This is a genomic window from Streptomyces fuscichromogenes (assembly GCF_014645815.1).
GTDB lineage: Bacteria > Actinomycetota > Actinomycetes > Streptomycetales > Streptomycetaceae > Streptomyces > Streptomyces fuscichromogenes.
In genome coordinates this window covers 163280-179941 of the sequence record NZ_BMML01000017.1, presented here as the reverse complement: position 1 = coordinate 179941, position 16662 = coordinate 163280, and the positions used below count along the sequence as shown (strand labels likewise).

Annotated in this window: 14 protein-coding genes; 5 read left to right on the top strand and 9 right to left on the bottom strand. The window is 70.6% G+C overall.

The genetic code is table 11. The features are described 5' to 3' along the window. Positions 1–219: 219 nt before the first annotated feature. Both IEZ11_RS32310 and def read left to right on the top strand, forming a co-directional pair. Positions 220–1026, top strand: coding sequence for a C40 family peptidase (locus IEZ11_RS32310; RefSeq protein ID WP_189266487.1), 807 nt, complete (start codon positions 220–222; stop codon positions 1024–1026). Between the two features lie 364 nt (positions 1027–1390). Further along, the gene (gene def / locus IEZ11_RS32305) at positions 1391–2017 is read left to right on the top strand and encodes a peptide deformylase (RefSeq protein ID WP_189266486.1); all 627 of its coding nucleotides are present in this window, start codon (positions 1391–1393) and stop codon (positions 2015–2017) included. Positions 2018–2026: 9 nt separating this feature from the next. On the opposite strand, the gene IEZ11_RS32300 is transcribed toward def, so the two are convergent. Then, a complete protein-coding gene (locus tag IEZ11_RS32300; protein WP_189266485.1) occupies positions 2027–3361 on the bottom strand; it encodes a geranylgeranyl reductase family protein in 1335 nt (444 codons plus the stop codon). A 48-nt stretch (positions 3362–3409) separates the two neighbouring features. Between IEZ11_RS32300 and IEZ11_RS32295 the strand changes: the two genes are divergently transcribed. Both IEZ11_RS32295 and IEZ11_RS32290 read left to right on the top strand, forming a co-directional pair. Further along, positions 3410–3946, top strand: a complete 537-nt coding sequence (locus tag IEZ11_RS32295; protein ID WP_189266484.1) for a GNAT family N-acetyltransferase — start codon at positions 3410–3412, stop codon at positions 3944–3946. Between the two features lie 110 nt (positions 3947–4056). Then, complete coding sequence (locus IEZ11_RS32290; RefSeq protein WP_189266483.1) at positions 4057–4365, top strand: PASTA domain-containing protein; 309 nt, start codon at positions 4057–4059, stop codon at positions 4363–4365. A 51-nt stretch (positions 4366–4416) separates the two neighbouring features. Here the strand turns inward: IEZ11_RS32290 and IEZ11_RS32285 are convergent, their stop codons facing one another. The 4 genes from IEZ11_RS32285 to IEZ11_RS32270 are packed head-to-tail and all read right to left on the bottom strand — an operon-like array spanning position 4417 to position 9416. Continuing rightward, a complete protein-coding gene (locus IEZ11_RS32285; protein ID WP_189266482.1) occupies positions 4417–5112 on the bottom strand; it encodes a demethylmenaquinone methyltransferase in 696 nt (231 codons plus the stop codon). Positions 5113–5135: 23 nt separating this feature from the next. Beyond that, complete coding sequence (locus tag IEZ11_RS32280; protein ID WP_189266481.1) at positions 5136–6539, bottom strand: acyltransferase family protein; 1404 nt, start codon at positions 6537–6539, stop codon at positions 5136–5138. After that, entirely contained in the window at positions 6539–9016 is a 2478-nt protein-coding gene (locus tag IEZ11_RS32275) for a bifunctional polysaccharide deacetylase/glycosyltransferase family 2 protein (RefSeq protein WP_189266480.1), read from the bottom strand. Before IEZ11_RS32275 ends, IEZ11_RS32280 begins: the two co-directional genes overlap by 1 nt. 22 nt (positions 9017–9038) lie before the next feature. After that, positions 9039–9416, bottom strand: a complete 378-nt coding sequence (locus IEZ11_RS32270; RefSeq protein WP_189266479.1) for a hypothetical protein — start codon at positions 9414–9416, stop codon at positions 9039–9041. 305 nt (positions 9417–9721) lie between these two features. On the opposite strand from IEZ11_RS32270, the gene IEZ11_RS32265 reads away from it, so the two are divergent. Next, positions 9722–10780: a chitinase gene (locus tag IEZ11_RS32265; RefSeq protein WP_189266478.1), complete on the top strand. Its 1059-nt coding sequence runs from the start codon at positions 9722–9724 to the stop codon at positions 10778–10780. An 83-nt stretch (positions 10781–10863) separates the two neighbouring features. Here IEZ11_RS32265 and IEZ11_RS32260 read toward each other — a convergent pair whose 3' ends face one another. The 4 genes from IEZ11_RS32260 to IEZ11_RS32245 form a co-directional block, all read right to left on the bottom strand. Next, on the bottom strand, positions 10864–11316 hold the full coding sequence (locus IEZ11_RS32260; protein ID WP_189266477.1) for an imidazolonepropionase-like domain-containing protein: 453 nt from the start codon (positions 11314–11316) through the stop codon (positions 10864–10866). A 7-nt stretch (positions 11317–11323) separates the two neighbouring features. Next, entirely contained in the window at positions 11324–12523 is a 1200-nt protein-coding gene (mqnC, locus tag IEZ11_RS32255) for a cyclic dehypoxanthinyl futalosine synthase (RefSeq protein WP_189266476.1), read from the bottom strand. Between the two features lie 73 nt (positions 12524–12596). Continuing rightward, entirely contained in the window at positions 12597–13520 is a 924-nt protein-coding gene (locus tag IEZ11_RS32250) for a prepilin peptidase (protein ID WP_189266475.1), read from the bottom strand. Then, positions 13517–16522, bottom strand: coding sequence for a bacterial transcriptional activator domain-containing protein (locus IEZ11_RS32245; protein WP_189266474.1), 3006 nt, complete (start codon positions 16520–16522; stop codon positions 13517–13519). Before IEZ11_RS32245 ends, IEZ11_RS32250 begins: the two co-directional genes overlap by 4 nt. Positions 16523–16662 lie beyond the last annotated feature (140 nt).

Genomic DNA, 16662 nt, shown 5'->3' with positions numbered 1-16662 from the left:
ACCGGGCTTGGCCAACCATCCGAACCGGTGGTACGTCGCGGGCAATCCGGACGTAACAGCGAAAGGGCGTGATCACGGGCTTGATCGCGAGCGTCCGCAATGTCCGTTACGGCGTCAATAAAGAAAGACGTGCGAAGGATTCGCCGTCTCGATTGAGCAACTGTGGCGCAGGACACGTTTCTTGAAGATATGAAGGAGCCCCTGGTACCAGTTGTTCCCATGTCCCACACCGCTCACATACGCAGCCACCGGAAGCCCCGCCGCAGCGCGACGACAAACATCGCCGTGCGCGCCGGAGTTGCCAGTGGCGTCCTCGGCATGGCAGCGGCGGGCGCGGCCTCGGCGAGTGCCGCCGAACCCGTGACGCAGACGCTCGAACTGCCCACCCTGACGGCCGATCTGGCCACCCAGGTGGCTCAGTCCGCCGACGCCACGCAGCAGGCCGCGGCGAACTACACCCTCCAGGCCGAGCGCGATGCGGCTGCGGCAAATGCCGCGAAGCAGGCCAAGGCGGACCTCGCCGACGCGAAGCAGAAGGCAGAGGCCAAGAAGAAGAAGGCCGAGGAGGCTCGTAAGGCCGCCGCAGAGCGCGCCACCTCGCGCAGCGCCGAGCGGACCACCCTCAGCGCCACCACGAGCTCCAGCAGCTCCACGAGCACGTCCACGGCGACCGGTTCGGCCGCCGCCGTGGTCGCCTTCGTGAAGGCGCATATCGGTGACGCATACGTCTCCGGCGGCACGGGCCCGCACTCGTGGGACTGCTCGGGTTTCGTCCAGGCCGCCTTCAAGTCCGTCGGCGTCAGCCTGCCGCGCGTCTCCCAGGACCAGTCGACGCAGGGCACCCAGGTCTCGCTGAGCAACCTCCAGCCCGGCGACATCCTCTACTGGGGCAGCGCCGGCAGTGCCTACCACGTGGCGGTGTACGTCGGCGACGGCATGTTCGTCGGCGCGCAGAACCCCTCCAGCGGTGTCGGTGAGCACCCGCTGTCGTACGACCCGCCGACCGGCGCGGTGCGAGTGCTCTGACAACCCGGGCAACAAGGACAACTCAGGCATCGCACAAGCACGGTAGGGCCGCAGCCGCTCGGGGGCAGCGGCCCTTCCGGCGTACCCTCCCCGGCACGGACCACCCCCGCACCGGCCGTCCTACCCTCGGCCACCCTTCTCCCGGCCGTCCTACCCTCGGCCACCCTTCTCCCGGCCGCCCTTCCCCCGGCCGTCCTTCTCCCGGCCGCCCTTCCCCCGGCAACCCTTCCCCCGGTTGTCCACAGGCCGTGGGTCCTCCCGAGGGTTTTCCACAGGCCCGCCCGTGATCCGGCGACTCCTGGGATGCTCGACGCAGGCCGCTCGCACGGAGCGGCGGCCCGAGATCCGAGAAGGAGACACCGCGATGCCACGCGTCTTCGTCCAGGGAAGCCCCATGGACCACTACCCCCGGCACGCCCCCGAGGCCGGGCGCGGTTCGGTGCGCCGGATCACCGAGACCGGTGAGGACGTCCTGCACAAGCCGTGCCGGGACGTCACCGAGTTCGGCCCCGACCTCGCCGCGCTGATCGACGACATGTTCCTCACCATGTACGTCGCCGACGGAGCCGGCCTCGCCGCCAACCAGGTCGGGATCGACCTGCGACTGTTCGTGTACGACTGCCCCGACGACGACGGTGTCCGACATGTCGGACACATCGTCAACCCCGTACTGGCGGCCCAGGAACCGTCCGACCGCCGACTGCTCGACGAGGGCGAGGGGTGCCTGTCGGTGCCGGGCGCCGTGATGGACGTGCCCCGGCCGGACCTGGCGGTCGTGCACGGACAGGACAAGGACGGCAATCCGCTCACCATTCAGGGAACAGGGTATTTCGCCCGCTGCCTGGCGCACGAGACCGACCATGTGAACGGACGCGTGTATCTGGACCGGCTCTCCAAGCGGGAGCGGAAGGAGGCGCTGCGGCAGGTGGCGGACCGGCGGGAGGACGTCTACGCCCGCCGGGCCGCCAAGATCGAGGCGCTCACCTCGTAGCGCGGGCGGTCACGCCTTCGGGGCCACCTTGCTCAGGCCGTTGATGATGCGGTCCATCGCGTCGCCGCCGGTCGGGTCGGTGAGGTTCGCGAGGAGCTTCAGGGTGAACTTCATCAGCAGCGGGTGGGTCAGGCCGCGCTGGGCCGCGATCTGCATGACCTTCGGGTTGCCGATGAGCTTCACGAAGGCGCGGCCCAGCGTGTAGTAGCCGCCGTAGGTGTCCTTGAGGACGCGCGGGTAGCGCTGGAGGGCGAGTTCGCGCCCGCTGGGCGTGGCCCGCGCATGGGCCTGGACGATGACGTCGGCGGCGATCTGGCCGGACTCCATGGCGTAGGCGATGCCCTCGCCGTTGAAGGGGTTCACCAGGCCGCCGGCGTCGCCGACGAGGAGCAGGCCGCGCGTGTAGTGGGGCTGGCGGTTGAAGGCCATGGGCAGGGCCGCGCCGCGGATCGGGCCGGTCATGTTCTCGGGGGTGTAGCCCCAGTCCTCGGGCATGGAGGCGCACCAGGCCTTGAGGACCTCGCGCCAGTCCAGTTCCTTGAAGGAGTCGGAGGTGTTCAGGACGCCCAGACCGACGTTGGAGGTGCCGTCGCCCATGCCGAAGATCCAGCCGTAGCCGGGCAGCAGGCGGTCCTGGGGGCCGCGGCGGTCCCAGAGTTCCAGCCAGGACTCCAGATAGTCGTCCTCGTGACGGGGGGAGGTGAAGTAGGTCCGGACGGCCACGCCCATCGGGCGGTCCTCGCGGCGGTGCAGGCCCATCGCGAGGGAGAGCCGGGTGGAGTTGCCGTCGGCCGCCACGACCAGCGGGGCGTGGAAGGTGACTTCGCGCTTCTCCTCGCCGAGCCTGGCGTGCACACCGGTGATCCGGCCGGTGCGCTCGTCGACGATCGGGGCGCCGACGTTGCAGCGCTCGAAGAGGCGGGCGCCCGCCTTCTGGGCCTGACGGGCGAGCTGTTCGTCGAAATCGTCCCGTTTGCGGACCAGGCCGTAGTCGGGGAAGGAGGCGAGATCCGGCCAGTCGAGCTGGAGGCGGCTGCCGCCGCCGATGATGCGCAGGCCCTTGTTGCGCAGCCAGCCGGCCTCCTCGGAGATGTCGATGCCCATGGCGACCAGCTGCTTCACCGCGCGCGGGGTGAGTCCGTCGCCGCACACCTTCTCGCGCGGGAACTCGGTCTTCTCCAGCAGGAGGACGTCGAGGCCGGACCTGGCGAGGTGGTAGGCCGTCGTGGAGCCGGCTGGCCCCGCGCCGACGACGATGACATCGGCGGTGTTTTCGGAGAGGGGCTCGGTCACGGCAGGGTCTCCCCAAGGCTCGAAATCTGCGTGCCGACGGGCACTGGACATGGGCAGTCTATTCAGCAGTACTGATCACCCTGCTGAAGGGCTGCCCCTGTGAACCGAGTTCTCCCCGCGGTACGGCTGCGTGTACCCACGCATGAGGACGCCTTCGCCTGGCACCGGGTCTTCGACGACCCGGAGGTCATGGAGTTCCACGGCGGCAGGTCCGCGGAGTTGTCCGTCTACGAGGAGCTCACCGCCCGCCAGCGCCGGCATGACGCGGAGCTCGGTTTCTGCCTGTGGACGATGATCGACGAGGCCGGGCAGGTCATCGGCTTCACCGGCGCCCAGCCGTGGCCGCAGGAGTGGGGGCCCACGGGAGAGATCGAGATCGGCTGGCGGCTGGGGCGGGCCCACTGGGGCAAGGGGTACGCGACCGCGGCGGCGCGCATGACGCTGGGGCGGCTGCGGACGGCGGGCGTGCCGGAGGTGCTGGCGATGGTGCGGCCGGGGAACGAGCGGTCCGTCGCGGTCACCCAACGGCTCGGGATGGAACTGGCGGAGACGTTCCCGCATCCGCGGCTCCCCGAGGAGGCGCTCTGCTTCCGGCTCGACCTGCGGCGCGACGGCACAGGCAGCTACAGAGAGTAACGATCTGTTACAGAAAGACACTTGGTGCTTCCGACTGCCATGTGCCGGGGGTTACCCTTCCAGTACCGCTGGGGGTGACATCTGTGCACATAACACCCAAAACACCCGAAGTGCGCGTACCACGGCTGGTCGGACTGATGGCCGTGGACGCGCGCGAGACCGCCCGGGCGCGGGGCCTGTTCCTCAACGCGCCGGACCGGCCGGAGTTCCATCTCACGGTGGTCGACTACGTCGTGCGCCAGTTCCCGCAGCCCGGTGCCGAGGTGCCGCGGGACTCGATGGTGTACGTGTGGTTCGACTTCGGTGACGGCGAGGGCGGCGGAGGCGTGCGCGAGCCCCGTGTGCCACGGCCGCCGAAGGGTGGTCTGCAACGGGAGCTGGACCGGCCCGGGGACGCCTTCGAGGTGAGCAGCCTGTGAGTCCCGGGACCAGGAGCGGGACCGGGACCAGGACCGGGACCGGGACCGGACTCAGGCCTCCTTGAAGCCCCGGTGCAGGGCGACGATCCCGCCGGTGAGGTTGCGCCAGGCCACCTTCGACCAGCCCGCCTCGCGCAGCCGTCCGGCCAGGGCGGGCTGGTCGGGCCAGGCGCGGATGGACTCGGCGAGGTAGACGTAGGCGTCCGGATTGGAGGAGACCGCGCGGGCCACCGGCGGCAGCGCGCGCATCAGGTACTCGGTGTAGACGGTCCTGAAGGGCGCCCAGGTCGGGTGCGAGAACTCGCAGATCACGACCCGGCCGCCGGGCCGCGTCACCCGGTACATCTCGCGCAGGGCCGCGTCGGTGTCCTGGACGTTGCGCAGCCCGAAGGAGATCGTCACGGCGTCGAAGGTGTCGTCCCCGAACGGCAGCCGGGTGGCGTCCCCCGCGGTGAAGGGCATCCAGGCGTTGCGCCGCTTGCCGACCTGGAGCATGCCCAGGGAGAAGTCGCAGGGCACGACGTAGGCGCCGGCCCGGACGAACGGCTGGGAGGAGGTGCCCGTGCCGGCCGCCAGGTCCAGGATCTTCTGGGCGGGGCGCGCGTCGACCGCCCTGGCGACCTCCTTCCGCCACTGCCGGTCCTGGCCCAGCGACAGCACGTCGTTGGTCAGGTCGTACCGTTCCGCCACGTCGTCGAACATCGAGGCGACTTCGTGCGGCTGCTTGTTCAGGGAGGCGCGGGTCACCTCGCCATTCTTGCAGCACGCCCTCAGGGGAGAAGCTTGGGCTTCTTCTTCGCGGCCACGTCCTCCACCCAGCCGCACAGCACGATGAACACCGCGATCAGGATCCAGCCGACGCCGAACATGAACCACTGGCTCTCCAGGGGGAGCCACTTCTCGAACGCGGGCACGTTCCACATCTGGTCGATCAGCGGGACCGCGAGGACCAGGGCGATCTCGTGCCAGAGGTAGATCGTCACCGCGCGGGCGTTGAAGATCGTGACCGTCCGGTCGAGCTTCTTGTACCGGGCCAGCCAGGCGAAGTCGATCTTGAAGTAGGCCTTCGCCCACATCAGCAGCATCACGAAGCCGGCCGACCAGAAGGCCTGTGCCAGGGGGTTCTCGTCCAGGTCGTAGGTGCCGAAGTCGGCCTGGTGCGAGAAGGCGTACCAGCCGCCATAGCCGATCGCGGCGAGCGAGCCGACGGCCACCAGGGCCGGCTTCATCCGCTGGAGCACGCCGTCGCGGTGCGCGAAGCCGAGGATCCAGCAGAAGAGGTACGTCGACAGGTCCCACAGGGCGCTGCCGAAGCGGTTGTCCGGGCCCGACCAGACGAAGTTCAGGACCAGGATCGGGACGAGGGAGAGGAGGAGCACCGGGACCGGGGCCTTGCGGAAGATCCACAGCAGGACCGGGGAGAGGAGCACGAACCAGAGGTAGGTGCGCAGGTACCAGAGGATCTCCCAGGCCTGGATGCCCCAGCTGTTGCCGGGCGGGTCGCCGAGCGGCACAATCCAGTAGACGATCTCCCAGCCGGGCATCCAGTCGTGGATCAGCATCGCCAGGACGACGAAGAAGCCCCAGAACCAGAAGGGCGGCAGGAGACGGCGCAGGCGGCTCTTGACCACCTTGAACGCCGGACGCTCCAGCGACTTCGCCATGAGGGTGCCGGCGAGGCCGAACATGATGCCCATGGAGGGGAACACCATGCCGCACCAGGCCCAGCCGAAGGTGTGGTAGGTGACGACCCTTATGAGGGCGACCGCACGAAGGGTGTCGAAGTAACGGTCACGTGCGGGTTTCCTGGGCTGCGGGTCGGGGTCGGACTCCTGGGCGTTCGTTGTTTCGGTGCCCGGAGCCGTGGGCTGTGCCCGCCCGTTCCGCCCCGCGGAACGGCTGCCCACAGCGGTCGGGCCGGGTGCCGGTCGCGGCTCCGGTTGCGGCGCCGGTTCCAGCGCCGGTGCCGGTGGCGGTGCCGGTTCCGGTTCCACCACCGGCATCGGAGCCGTCTGGTCCGGCGCCGGGGGGTAGGCGTAGTCGGTGTACTGCTGCTGTTGCGGGTACGGCTGCTGGGCGTACTGCTGCTGGCCGGCGTAGGGGCCGTGGTCGTAGCCGTTGTAGTCCTGCTGGTAGGGGTTCTGCTGGTACGGGTTCTGCTGGTCCCAGCTCATCAGCCGCTCACCCCCGCCGGGGTGCCGACCTCGCCCGTGCGCTTGAGTTTCTGCCAGCGCAGGCGGCCGCCGGTGAGGGCGGTGATGCAGGAGTGGATGAGGACGAGGTACATCATCTGCCGGTAGGCCAGTTGTTGCAGCGGCATCATCGCGAGGTAGCGGTACTTCTCCTTGTCCAGGCGGAACGCGTAGGCGGCGCACGTCAGTTGGATGCCGAGGACGGCGAGCCAGGCCAGCAGGGCCGCCTCGAAGTCCACGAAGATCATCGAGTAGACCGTGAAGACGTCGATCAGGGGCGCGAAGACCGGGGTGACGATCTGGAAGAGGACCACCAGCGGCATGCCGACGCGGCCGAAGCGACCCGAAGGGCCCTTGTCCGTCAGGGACTTGCGGTGCTTCCACAGGGCCTGCATGGTGCCGTAGGACCAGCGGTAGCGCTGGGACCACAGCTGCTTCAGCGAACCAGGCGCCTCCGTCCAGGCCTTGGCGTGCTCCTGGTAGACGACCCGCCAGCCCGCCCGGTGCATGGCGATGGTGATGTCGGTGTCCTCGGCGAGGGTGTCCTCGCTCATGCCGCCGACCTCCAGGACCGCCTCGCGGCGGAAGGCGCCGATCGCGCCGGGGATCGTCGGCATGCAGCGCAGCAGGTCGTACATGCGCCGGTCCAGGTTGAAGCCCATCACGTACTCGATGTGCTGCCAGGCACCGATGACCGTGTTGCGGTTGCCGACCTTGGCGTTGCCGGCGACCGCGCCGACCCCGGGGTCGGCGAACGGCTGCACGAGGTGCCGTACCGTCTCCGGTTCGAAGACCGTGTCACCGTCCATCATCACCACGATGTCGTAACTGGCGTTGCGCACGCCGTTGTTGAGGGCGGCCGGCTTGCCCGCGTTCTCCTGGCGGATGACCCGGACGTTGGGCATGCCGAGCTTGTCGGCGGCGGCGCGGGCGATCTCCGAGGTGCCGTCGGTGGAGCCGTCGTCGACGACGATGACCTCGATCGGGTGGGTGCTCCGCGCCAGCGACTCCAGGGTGTTGGCGATGCACTCCTTCTCGTTGTACGCCGGGACGATCACGCTCACCGGCCGGGTGACCGTCGGCCCCCAGCTGAAGCGGCGTTTGTTGCGCTGTCTGTAGTGGCGGCGGGCGATGAGCAGCATCATCCCGAAGCGGCCCATCACCGCGACGCCGACGACGAACAGCAGGCCGGAGAGGAGCGGGAGGGCCCACTCGGCTATCGCGACCGCCACGATGAGCGCCTTGCCCTCGTAGAGGGTCATACCGGTGGCCGTGCGGTGCGCGGCCTGGAGGCGGGAGACGACGGTGGTGCGGGTGCGGGTGCGGGTGCCGGTACCGCCGCCGGCGGCGGTGCCGCCTTCGCCGTTGGGGACGGTGCCGTTCGGGGCGGTGCCGCCGGGCTCGGAGTTGGTGCCCGTGCCGCCGGTGCCGGTCCCCGTGCCGGTCACGCCGGCTTCAGTGAGCCCGGTGCCGGTGCCCGTGCCGGTGCCAGTGCTGGTACCGGTGCTGGTACCGGTGCTGTTACCGGTCTGGCCGTTCGAGGTGGTGCTCGCGGCGGCGGCCTGTCGGGTGGCGGTGTTCCGCTTCTCGATGACGCCGCTGACGGTGGTGAAGGTGTAGCCCTTCGCCTTCATCTTCTTGATGTACTGCGGCAGCGCCTTGATCGTCTGCGACCGCTCGCCGCCCGCGTCGTGGAAGAGGACGGCGGCGCCCTTGGTGCCGCTCGGGGTGGCCCACTTGACGATCTTCGAGACGCCCGGCTTCTTCCAGTCGTCGCTGTCGGTGTCGACGAAGACGCTGGTGTAGCCCTCGTCGCCGAGCTTCTTGTAGACCGGCCAGCTGTAGTTGTCGATGGCGTCGGTCTCGGAGGAGTACGGCGCGCGGAAGAGGGTCGTGGTGATGCCGGCCGCGCCCGCCAGCGCCAGCTGGGTCTGCTGCATCTCGCGGTTGACCCGGGCGTCGCTCTGGTACGACAGGTCCACGTGCGTGAACGTGTGGATGCCGACCTCGTTGCCCTGCTGGACCATCGTCTTCACGATGCTCGGATAGCGCGACACCATCGAGCCGACCAGGAAGAACGTGGCGGGCACGTCGTACTGCTCGAGGATCTTCAGGACCTGCGGGGTGTAGGTCGGGTTCGGGCCGTCGTCGAAGGTGAGGGCGATGGTCTTGGAGGGGACCGAGACGGTGGACGCCCGGCCGCCCCGGAAGGTCAGGATCGGGCCGCCGTCGAGGACCTTGTCCGGCACCTTGCTGGAGCTGGCGCCGGTGCGGACCCGCTGGTCGCCGCCGACCTCTGCGCGCAGATAGCCGTCGAGCAGCATCACGCAGGTCAGCGCCAGCAGAAGCAGCAGGGCGAGGATGACACGTGGTTTCTGCAGCGCCGCGGCCCTGCCCGCCGCCCGCTCGATGCGGGTGGGAGCGCGCCTGCGGCCGCGTGAGGACGTCGGAGTAGTCATGGGGAGAGGCCTGCGTTTCCGGTCAGTCGGCGGCGGCGGATGCGGAGGCGGACGGGGTGGCGGCGGTCGAGGGCAGCGACGACGGGCGGTCGCTGGGCACGCCGACCTGGCTGCCGATGCCGCCCTGCGGGCGCACGCCGCCGGGGGCGTTGCCGGCGCGTGCGAAGTCGGGGATCAGCGAGTCCGGGGTGAGCGAGGTTCCCCAGCCCATGAAGGCGGCGCCGAGCACTCCCGTGTAGGCGAGGCAGACGACGCCGAGGAGGAGGCCGATGCGCCGCAGCACCTTGGACCGGCGTCCGGAGGAGTCGACGAAAACGGGCCCCTCGGCAGACCCGTTGCCCTGTTTGCGGCGGCTACCGCGCCCGGCGGCGCGGCTTTCGATGGCAGGCTCGGATTGCATTCCACGGATATTAGGGAGTCTTTATGTGATCGTCTTCGCAGTTCTTGTGAAGTGCCCATGAGAAACCCCTTAACCTGTCTTTTCGCTGAGAGATTCTGTGAACAGCTGCGGTAGCCGCCAGGGAGGGTAAACCACCTCAACACCCTATTTGCGCCGCACCTTTCGCGCGCTTCACACCCTTCGTTCCATGAGGTTTCTATGTATTGACCGAACCGTTGAACACAATGAACGTGTGAGACGTTTTCCTTTGGAATCAGGCTTTGTTTCGAGCCTGAGACACAAATCACGAGAGCGGGTGCATCTTAATGCGGAGTTTCCTCAGGCCGGCTGCTGGGCTTACCTGCCTGTTTGCCATGGCAGTCGCGGGGTGCTCCACGGGCTCCGACGGCACGTCGGACGCGGCGCCCGCACCGTCCAAGAAGGCGTCGGCGAGCGAGTCCGACGGGACCGACGGGACCGACGGCTCGGACGCCACGGACGCGTCCAGTACCTCCTACGCCCCCTACGTGAGCGCGACGGAGGCCGCCGACACGGACGACGCCGGATCGCCGTCGACGTACAACCTGGCCTTCGTGATCGCCAGTGGCAGCAGCTGCACGCCGGCGTGGAACGGGACGGAGGCGATCGGCAGTTCGACCGTGAAGTCGCGGATCTCCAAGCTGAAGGAGGACGGTGCGACGGTCCGGGTGTCCTTCGGCGGAGCCTCCGGGAAGGAGCTGGCGACGACGTGCTCCAGTGCGGCGAAGCTCGCCGCCGCGTACGGCGCCGCGCTGGACGCCGCGGGCTCCGCGCAGGCCGACTTCGACATCGAGGGCGACACGCTGACCGACTCCGACTCGGTCGCCCTGCGGTCGGAGGCGATCGCGCTGCTCCAGAAGGAACGGCCGGACCTGGAGGTCTCCTTCACGCTGCCCGTGATGCCCTCGGGGCTCGACTCCGACAGCCTCGCGCTGCTGGAGTCCGCGAACAAGTACGACGTGCAGGTCTCGACGGTCGACATCATGACCATGAACTACGGCGAGTCCTACGACGGGGACATGGGCGACTACGCGGTCACCTCGGCGAAGGCCACGCACACCCAGCTGAAGAAGGTGTTCGGGCTGTCCGACGCGGGGGCGTGGGGCGGGATGGCACTGACCTCGATGATCGGCGTGAACGACGTCGACGGGGAGACGTTCTCGCTGTCCGACGCGAAGGACGTACGGGCGTTCGCGGAGGAGAAGGGGATCGCGTGGGTGTCGATGTGGTCGACGTTCCGGGATGTGCAGTGCGAGAGTGGAAGTTCCGGGGATGACGACGCGGCCACGAACTGCAGTGGGGTGAGCCAGAGTTCGGGAGCGTTCGGGGAGGCGTTCGCCGGTTGAGCGTCGTCTGACGGCCGGTGGGGACCGGTGGGGACCGGTGGGGACCGGTCGCGCGGTTCCTCGCGCCCCTGAAGGGGCGCTCACTACTTACGCCGGTGAACCAGGCGGCCCGCGCACACCGTGGCGACGCACTCCCCTGCCTCGTCGAACACCGCCAGGTCGGCCCAGGCGGACTCCACTACCGCCGGCTTCGAGGGCTTGCCCGGAACGACCGCCACGCCGTTGCGGTCCGCCGCCGCTCTCAGTTCGGGCGTGTCGGCGTACCGCTCCATGACCACGGCCGCTCCCAGCTTCAGCACCGCGTGCACCCGCTCCCGAGGGCTCGGCGCGTCCGGCAGCGGGCCCTCGTGGACACGGGCGGGGCCCAGGGCGCCACCCGGCCAGGTGCGGACCCGCGCCCGCGGGAAGCGCTCGCGCAGCTCCTCGTACGCTCCCACGGCCGCGACCCGGTCCTGTACGACGGCCACCGCGCCGTTCTCGACCGGTTCGGCGTCCCAGGTGACGAAGACCCGGTCCGCCGTGTGAATCGTCTCCACCCGTGGCTCAGTTGGCGCTGAGCAGCTTCAGCTCGGGGTGGGCGGTCCCGCCCTCGATCGCCGTCGAGGAGATGTGGGACATCACCCGCTCGTCGACCGGGTCGTTCGCCGGGTCGTCGTGCACGACGAGGTGCTCGTACGTCGTGGCGCGCTGCGCCGGGACGCGGCCCGCCTTGCGGATCAGGTCGATGATCTCCAGCCGGTTGGAGCGGTGCCTGGCGCCGGCCGACGAGACGACGTTCTCCTCCAGCATGATCGAGCCGAGGTCGTCCGCGCCGTAGTGCAGCGAGAGCTGGCCGACCTCCTTGCCCGTGGTCAGCCAGGAGCCCTGGATGTGGGCGACGTTGTCCATGAAGAGGCGGGCGATGGCGATCATCCGCAGGTACTCGAAGAGCGTGGCCTGGGTACGGCCCTTCAGGTGGTTGTTCTCGGGCTGGTAGGTGTACGGGATGAAGGCGCGGAAGCCGCCCGTACGGTCCTGGACGTCCCGGATCATGCGCAGGTGCTCGATGCGCTCGGCGTTGGTCTCGCCGGTGCCCATGAGCATCGTGGACGTGGACTCCACGCCCAGCTTGTGCGCGGTCTCCATGATCTCCAGCCAGCGCTCGCCGCTCTCCTTGAGGGGCGCGATGGCCTTGCGGGGGCGCTCGGGGAGCAGTTCCGCGCCGGCGCCGGCGAAGGAGTCCAGACCGGCCTCGTGGATGCGGGTGATGGCCTCCTCGACGGAGACGCCGGAGATCCGGGCCATGTGCTCGACCTCGGAGGCGCCCAGGGAGTGGATCACCAGCTGCGGGAACGCGTCCTTGATCGCCTTGAAGTGCTTCTCGTAGTACTCGACGCCGTAGTCCGGGTGGTGGCCGCCCTGGAACATGATCTGCGTGCCGCCCAGCTCGACCGTCTCCGCGCAGCGGCGCAGGATGTCGTCGAGGTCGCGGGTCCAGCCCTTGGCGGTGTCCTTGGGGGCCGCGTAGAAGGCGCAGAACTTGCACGCCGTGACGCACACGTTCGTGTAGTTGATGTTCCGCTCGATGATGTACGTCGCGATGTGCTCGGTACCCGCGTACCTGCGGCGGCGTACGGCGTCGGCGGCGGCGCCCAGCGCGTGCAGCGGGGCGTCGCGGTAGAGGTCCAGCGCCTCTTCCGGGGTGATCCGCCCACCGGCAGCGGCACGGTCGAGGACGGACTGAAGGTCGGCCTTCTCGGTCACCGGGCGCGTCCCTTTCGTAATGGCTCGTGGACGGACCGAACCAGCCTACGCCAGCGCTTCGGACGGCCCGACCTCAGGCCGTGTACGCCCCCACCAGCAGCCCGGCGAACGCGCCCGCGATCAGGAACGGCCCGAACGCGATCGCCGTCTTGCGTCCGGCCCGCCGTACGGCGACGAGCGCACCGCCGTAGAGGGCGCCGAGCAGGAAGCCGGCGAAGGTGCCGAGCAGCACGGTGGGCCAGCCGTACCAGCCGAGGGCGGCGCCGACGCCGAGGGCCAGCTTGACGTCGCCGAAGCCCATGCCGCCGGGGTTGACGAGGAAGAGGACGAAGTAGGCGGCGCCGAGGGCGAGGGCCGCGTAGAGGGAGGTGAGCCAGTCGCCGGCGTGCTCGGGGAGCAGGGCGGCCACGCCGAGGAGGGCGAGGGCCGTGGCGGCGAAGGGGAGGGTGAGGGGGTCGGGGAGGCGCTGGACGCGGAAGTCGACGACGGCGAGGAGTACGCCGACGGGGGTGAGGAGCAGCCAGACGGCGAGTTCGGGGCGGGTGCCGGTGGTGAGGGCGAGGGTTGCGCAGATCAGTGCGGTGGCGAGGGCGAGGGGGGCGGGGGTGGGGCCGGGGGCGGGTGCGGGTGCGGGTGCGGGTGGGTGGGTGGTTGCGGTTTTGGTGTTCCCACCCGCACCACCCGTGCGGCTTTCGTCGTCGGGTGCGGGTGGCCCCTGTGGGGCGTCCACGCCGTCGGCGGCCGCGGGTTCATCGGCGGGGGCAGGTTCGTCGGTGGGGGCGGCCGCGGGTTCGTGGGTGGGGGGTGCGGTGGTCGCGCAGGTGTGGCACGGGGTGCGGCCCAGCCAGCCTTGGACGGGGTGACCGACGGGGCAGGTCGTCCGCCAGTCCTCCCCCGCCGGGACCGAGAAGCGGTACGCGGCGCGGGGCAGCAGGGCGCCGGTCGTCGCGCCCCACACGGCCGCGGCGGCCGGGAGGGCCAGCTCCAGGGCGGTCATCCGGTCGCGGCGGCGCTGTCGCGCCAGGTCGGCAGGAGTTCGTCGAGGAGTGCCTCGGTGCGCGGGGGCAGACCGCGCGCGCCACTGCGGGCGACGAGGTCGGCGGCGAGGGCGCGCAGCCGGTCCGGGTCGCCGGTGGCGTGCGTGGCCCGCAGCAGCTCGTTCCAGAGGCGCTCGTCCGCCGGGGCGGTCCTCAGGGCCGCGCCGAGCGCCTCGATCGCCTTCTCCGCACGGTCCTTCTCCAGGTGGAACGCGGACAGCGCGAGGCCGATGTCGGCGACGAGGAGCGGCAGCTGGGCGTCGATGATCTCGTGGGTGAGCCAGCGGTAGCGGCCCTCCGCGCGGTCGGCGAGCAGCGGACCGCGCACCAGGACGAGCGCGTCGGTGAGGAGGCGGCCGCGGACCGCCCGGCTCTCGACTCCCCTGCCCTGGGTGGCCTCGTGGTAGAGGGAGCGCAGGACGTCCAGGTCGGAGACCACCGACTTGGCGAGCGTGAGACGGCCGGCCGCGTCGGCGCCCAGCCGGGCGCTGCCGTCGGGGTCGGTGCCGAGCCAGCCGCGCAGCCGCTCCAGAAGGGCGTCACGGACGTCGTCCGGCACACCCCGCGGCCACAGCGCGGACGACAGCACGCGCGGGTGCACGCCCTCGCGGTGCAGGAGGAGAAGGGCGAGGGCCTCGTGGAGGAGGGGGCTGCGCTCGCCGTCGGGGGTGTCCAGGCCGATGATCTCGTACGGTCCGACGAGCCGCGCGTACACCGCGGGACGGCCCTGTTCGCTGATGTCGACGAGGAACGGCGGGGTGGTGGTGGGCCCGTCCGGGTCGCGCTCGGGGTCGGCCTCCACGAAGAGTTCGACGACCGCGCGCTGCTGGACCGCGGGCAGCAGCTGGGCCTGGAGTTCGAGGCCGAGGAGCGGGGCGAGGAGCCTGCCGTCCGGGGTGATCTCCATCGCCCAGGCGGCGCCGGGCAGGTCGTCGCTCTCGCTGCCGACCAGGTAGCCGATGCCCAGCCGGCCGGCATCCGCGGCGAGTTCGGCCAGGCGCAGCGCGTCCTCGGCGGACGGCTGGGTGGCGAGGAGGACCAGGTTCGGCGCCCAGCGGGTGTGCTGGGCGGGCCCGGTCCGGCCGGTGAGGACCGACTGGTGGTCGGCGGCGCCCAGCGCGCCGCGCCGCTGCCGGGTCTCCGCCTCCATCGTCTCGAACAGCGCCTCCACGTCGTCGAGATGGCGCAGCCGGTTGGGGGCGAGCGGGGTGAGGTCCGCGCCGAAGCCGACCAGGGTGATGGTCATCCGGTCCGACCAGCCGTTGGTGGCGAGTTCGGCGGCCACGGAGGCGAACACGGCCGCCCGGTCGGCCTCCCGGCCGCTCAGCGAGACGATGCCGGGGACGGCCTCCAGGTTGAGCAGCAGCCGCGAGTCGTCCATGGTGCCGAGGCTGACCAGACCGGGGTACGGGGCCGCGGCGTCGGTGTCCTCGTAGTGCTCGGCGTCCGCGCGGGACAGCGTCCAGAACGTCTGGTCCTGGCCGAGCGTCCAGGGCGCCGGGGGTTTCCCGGCCGGCTGGGCGAGTTGCAGATGCAGGTCGCCGTGGCTGAGCCAGGCCGCGTAGACGACGGGGAGCGAGCGGGACTCGGCGGTGAGGGCGGCGGCGAGGCCGCGGAGCGACCGGTCCAGCAGTCGTACGCCCTCCGGGTCGGCGCCGACCAGCAGCGCGTCCTGGACGTCCTGGGCGTCGCCGGTCGGGGTCGGCGGTTCCATACCGCGGTGGCCGCCGACGGCTCCGAGCGCCGACTGCCACAGGGTCTGCCGGCGCCGGCGGCCGAGGGCGGCGAGCAGACCGGCGGCGAGCAGGGGCGCACCGAGCAGGGCCTCGGACAGACCGAAGGAGGAGGAAGAAGAGGAGGAGGTGGAGGTGGAGGTGGAGGTGGAGGTGGACGAGGAGGCGTGGGCGGGGGTCGCATGTGCTGCGGGGGTGCCGGCGTCGTCGCCGCCGGCCGGGCGCCGGCTCGGCACGGTGATCTGCGCGGTGGCGCCGTCCTCGCCCGCGTGCTGTCCACCGCCCCGCCGCTGGGCGTGGTCGCCGGTCCTCGCGTAGTCGCCGACCTGCTGCCGGACCTCCGGGGAGACGTGCGCGTCGGGGTTCTCGACGAGTTCGCCGCCGTGCGCGTCGCCGGGCATCTCCATGATCCAGCCGGGCCGGATGAGGCTGGCCTCGGAGAGCCGGGAGCCGTCGGGCTGGGTGCGGTCCTTGTTGAGCTCGTAGATCTCCTTGTACCGGCGGCCGTCGCCGAGGTGGCGTTGCGCTATCTCCCACAGGGAGTCGTGGTGGCGGCCCTCGGGCGGCTGGATCCGGTAGTACTTCGTCGCGCCGTGCGTGGTGGCGGAGCCCTGTTCGGCCTGGGCGGCGGCATGGCTCGCCTGCTCGGCGAGGGCGGCGGCGGTGCTCTTGGCCTGCTCCTGCTGCTGGACGAGGATGCCGGGGGTCGCCTGGGCGGTGGCCACCGTGCCCCGTTGGTTGCCCTCCAGGCTGTGGCCGAGCTGGGAGAGGCCCGGGGTGAAGCTGGCGGCGGTGGCGCCGACGAGCAGCAGTGCGGCGACGAGCTGGCGGGCGAGCAGCTGGCTGGGACCGGACCCGGGAACCCGGCCGGGCAGGCCGACTCCGGAGACGGCGGCCTTGACCTCGACCAGCACGCAGGCCGTGAACTGGGCCCAGGCCAGCCACACGACGACGGTCAGGGTGTTCAGGAACACGTCGACGCCGATCGGCTGCGACAGCCATTCCATCTTGGGCGCGCTGTGCGGCAGCGGCCAGCCGACGGACACGGCGAGGGCGCCGGGGACACCGACGACGAGGACGAGCAGCACCACGAAGGCGAGGAACGCCTTGAGGACGTCCCCGAACGTGCGCCGACGCAACCGCACCGGCTGCGGGGTCCGGTTCCGCGGACCCGAGGGACCGGTCCCCGCCGGTCCTCCCGTCGAGCCTGATGTGCTGCGTCGCGCCATGGCGGGTGTCCCGGGGTCGTGTGCGGAAGGAGTGGGCCGGGGGCACACCGAGCCAGCCGAGGTCCCCTTGACGATCCTATTGACTGGCACCGACAGCGTCGAAGGGGTGGAACGACGAACGACCGCCCGAATTAACCGGT

Bases quoted from the DNA above. Each gene is read 5' to 3' on its own strand.
- IEZ11_RS32310 (WP_189266487.1), top strand. From the start codon at position 220: ATGTCCCACACCGCTCACATACGCAGCCACCGGAAGCCCCGCCGCAGC.
- def (WP_189266486.1), top strand. From the start codon at position 1,391: ATGCCACGCGTCTTCGTCCAGGGAAGCCCCATGGACCACTACCCCCGG.
- IEZ11_RS32300 (WP_189266485.1), bottom strand. From the start codon at position 3,361: ATGTCCAGTGCCCGTCGGCACGCAGATTTCGAGCCTTGGGGAGACCCT.
- IEZ11_RS32280 (WP_189266481.1), bottom strand. From the start codon at position 6,539: ATGAGCTGGGACCAGCAGAACCCGTACCAGCAGAACCCCTACCAGCAG.
- IEZ11_RS32275 (WP_189266480.1), bottom strand. From the start codon at position 9,016: ATGACTACTCCGACGTCCTCACGCGGCCGCAGGCGCGCTCCCACCCGC.
- IEZ11_RS32270 (WP_189266479.1), bottom strand. From the start codon at position 9,416: ATGCAATCCGAGCCTGCCATCGAAAGCCGCGCCGCCGGGCGCGGTAGC.
- IEZ11_RS32265 (WP_189266478.1), top strand. From the start codon at position 9,722: ATGCGGAGTTTCCTCAGGCCGGCTGCTGGGCTTACCTGCCTGTTTGCC.
- IEZ11_RS32250 (WP_189266475.1), bottom strand. From the start codon at position 13,520: ATGACCGCCCTGGAGCTGGCCCTCCCGGCCGCCGCGGCCGTGTGGGGC.
- IEZ11_RS32245 (WP_189266474.1), bottom strand. From the start codon at position 16,522: ATGGCGCGACGCAGCACATCAGGCTCGACGGGAGGACCGGCGGGGACC.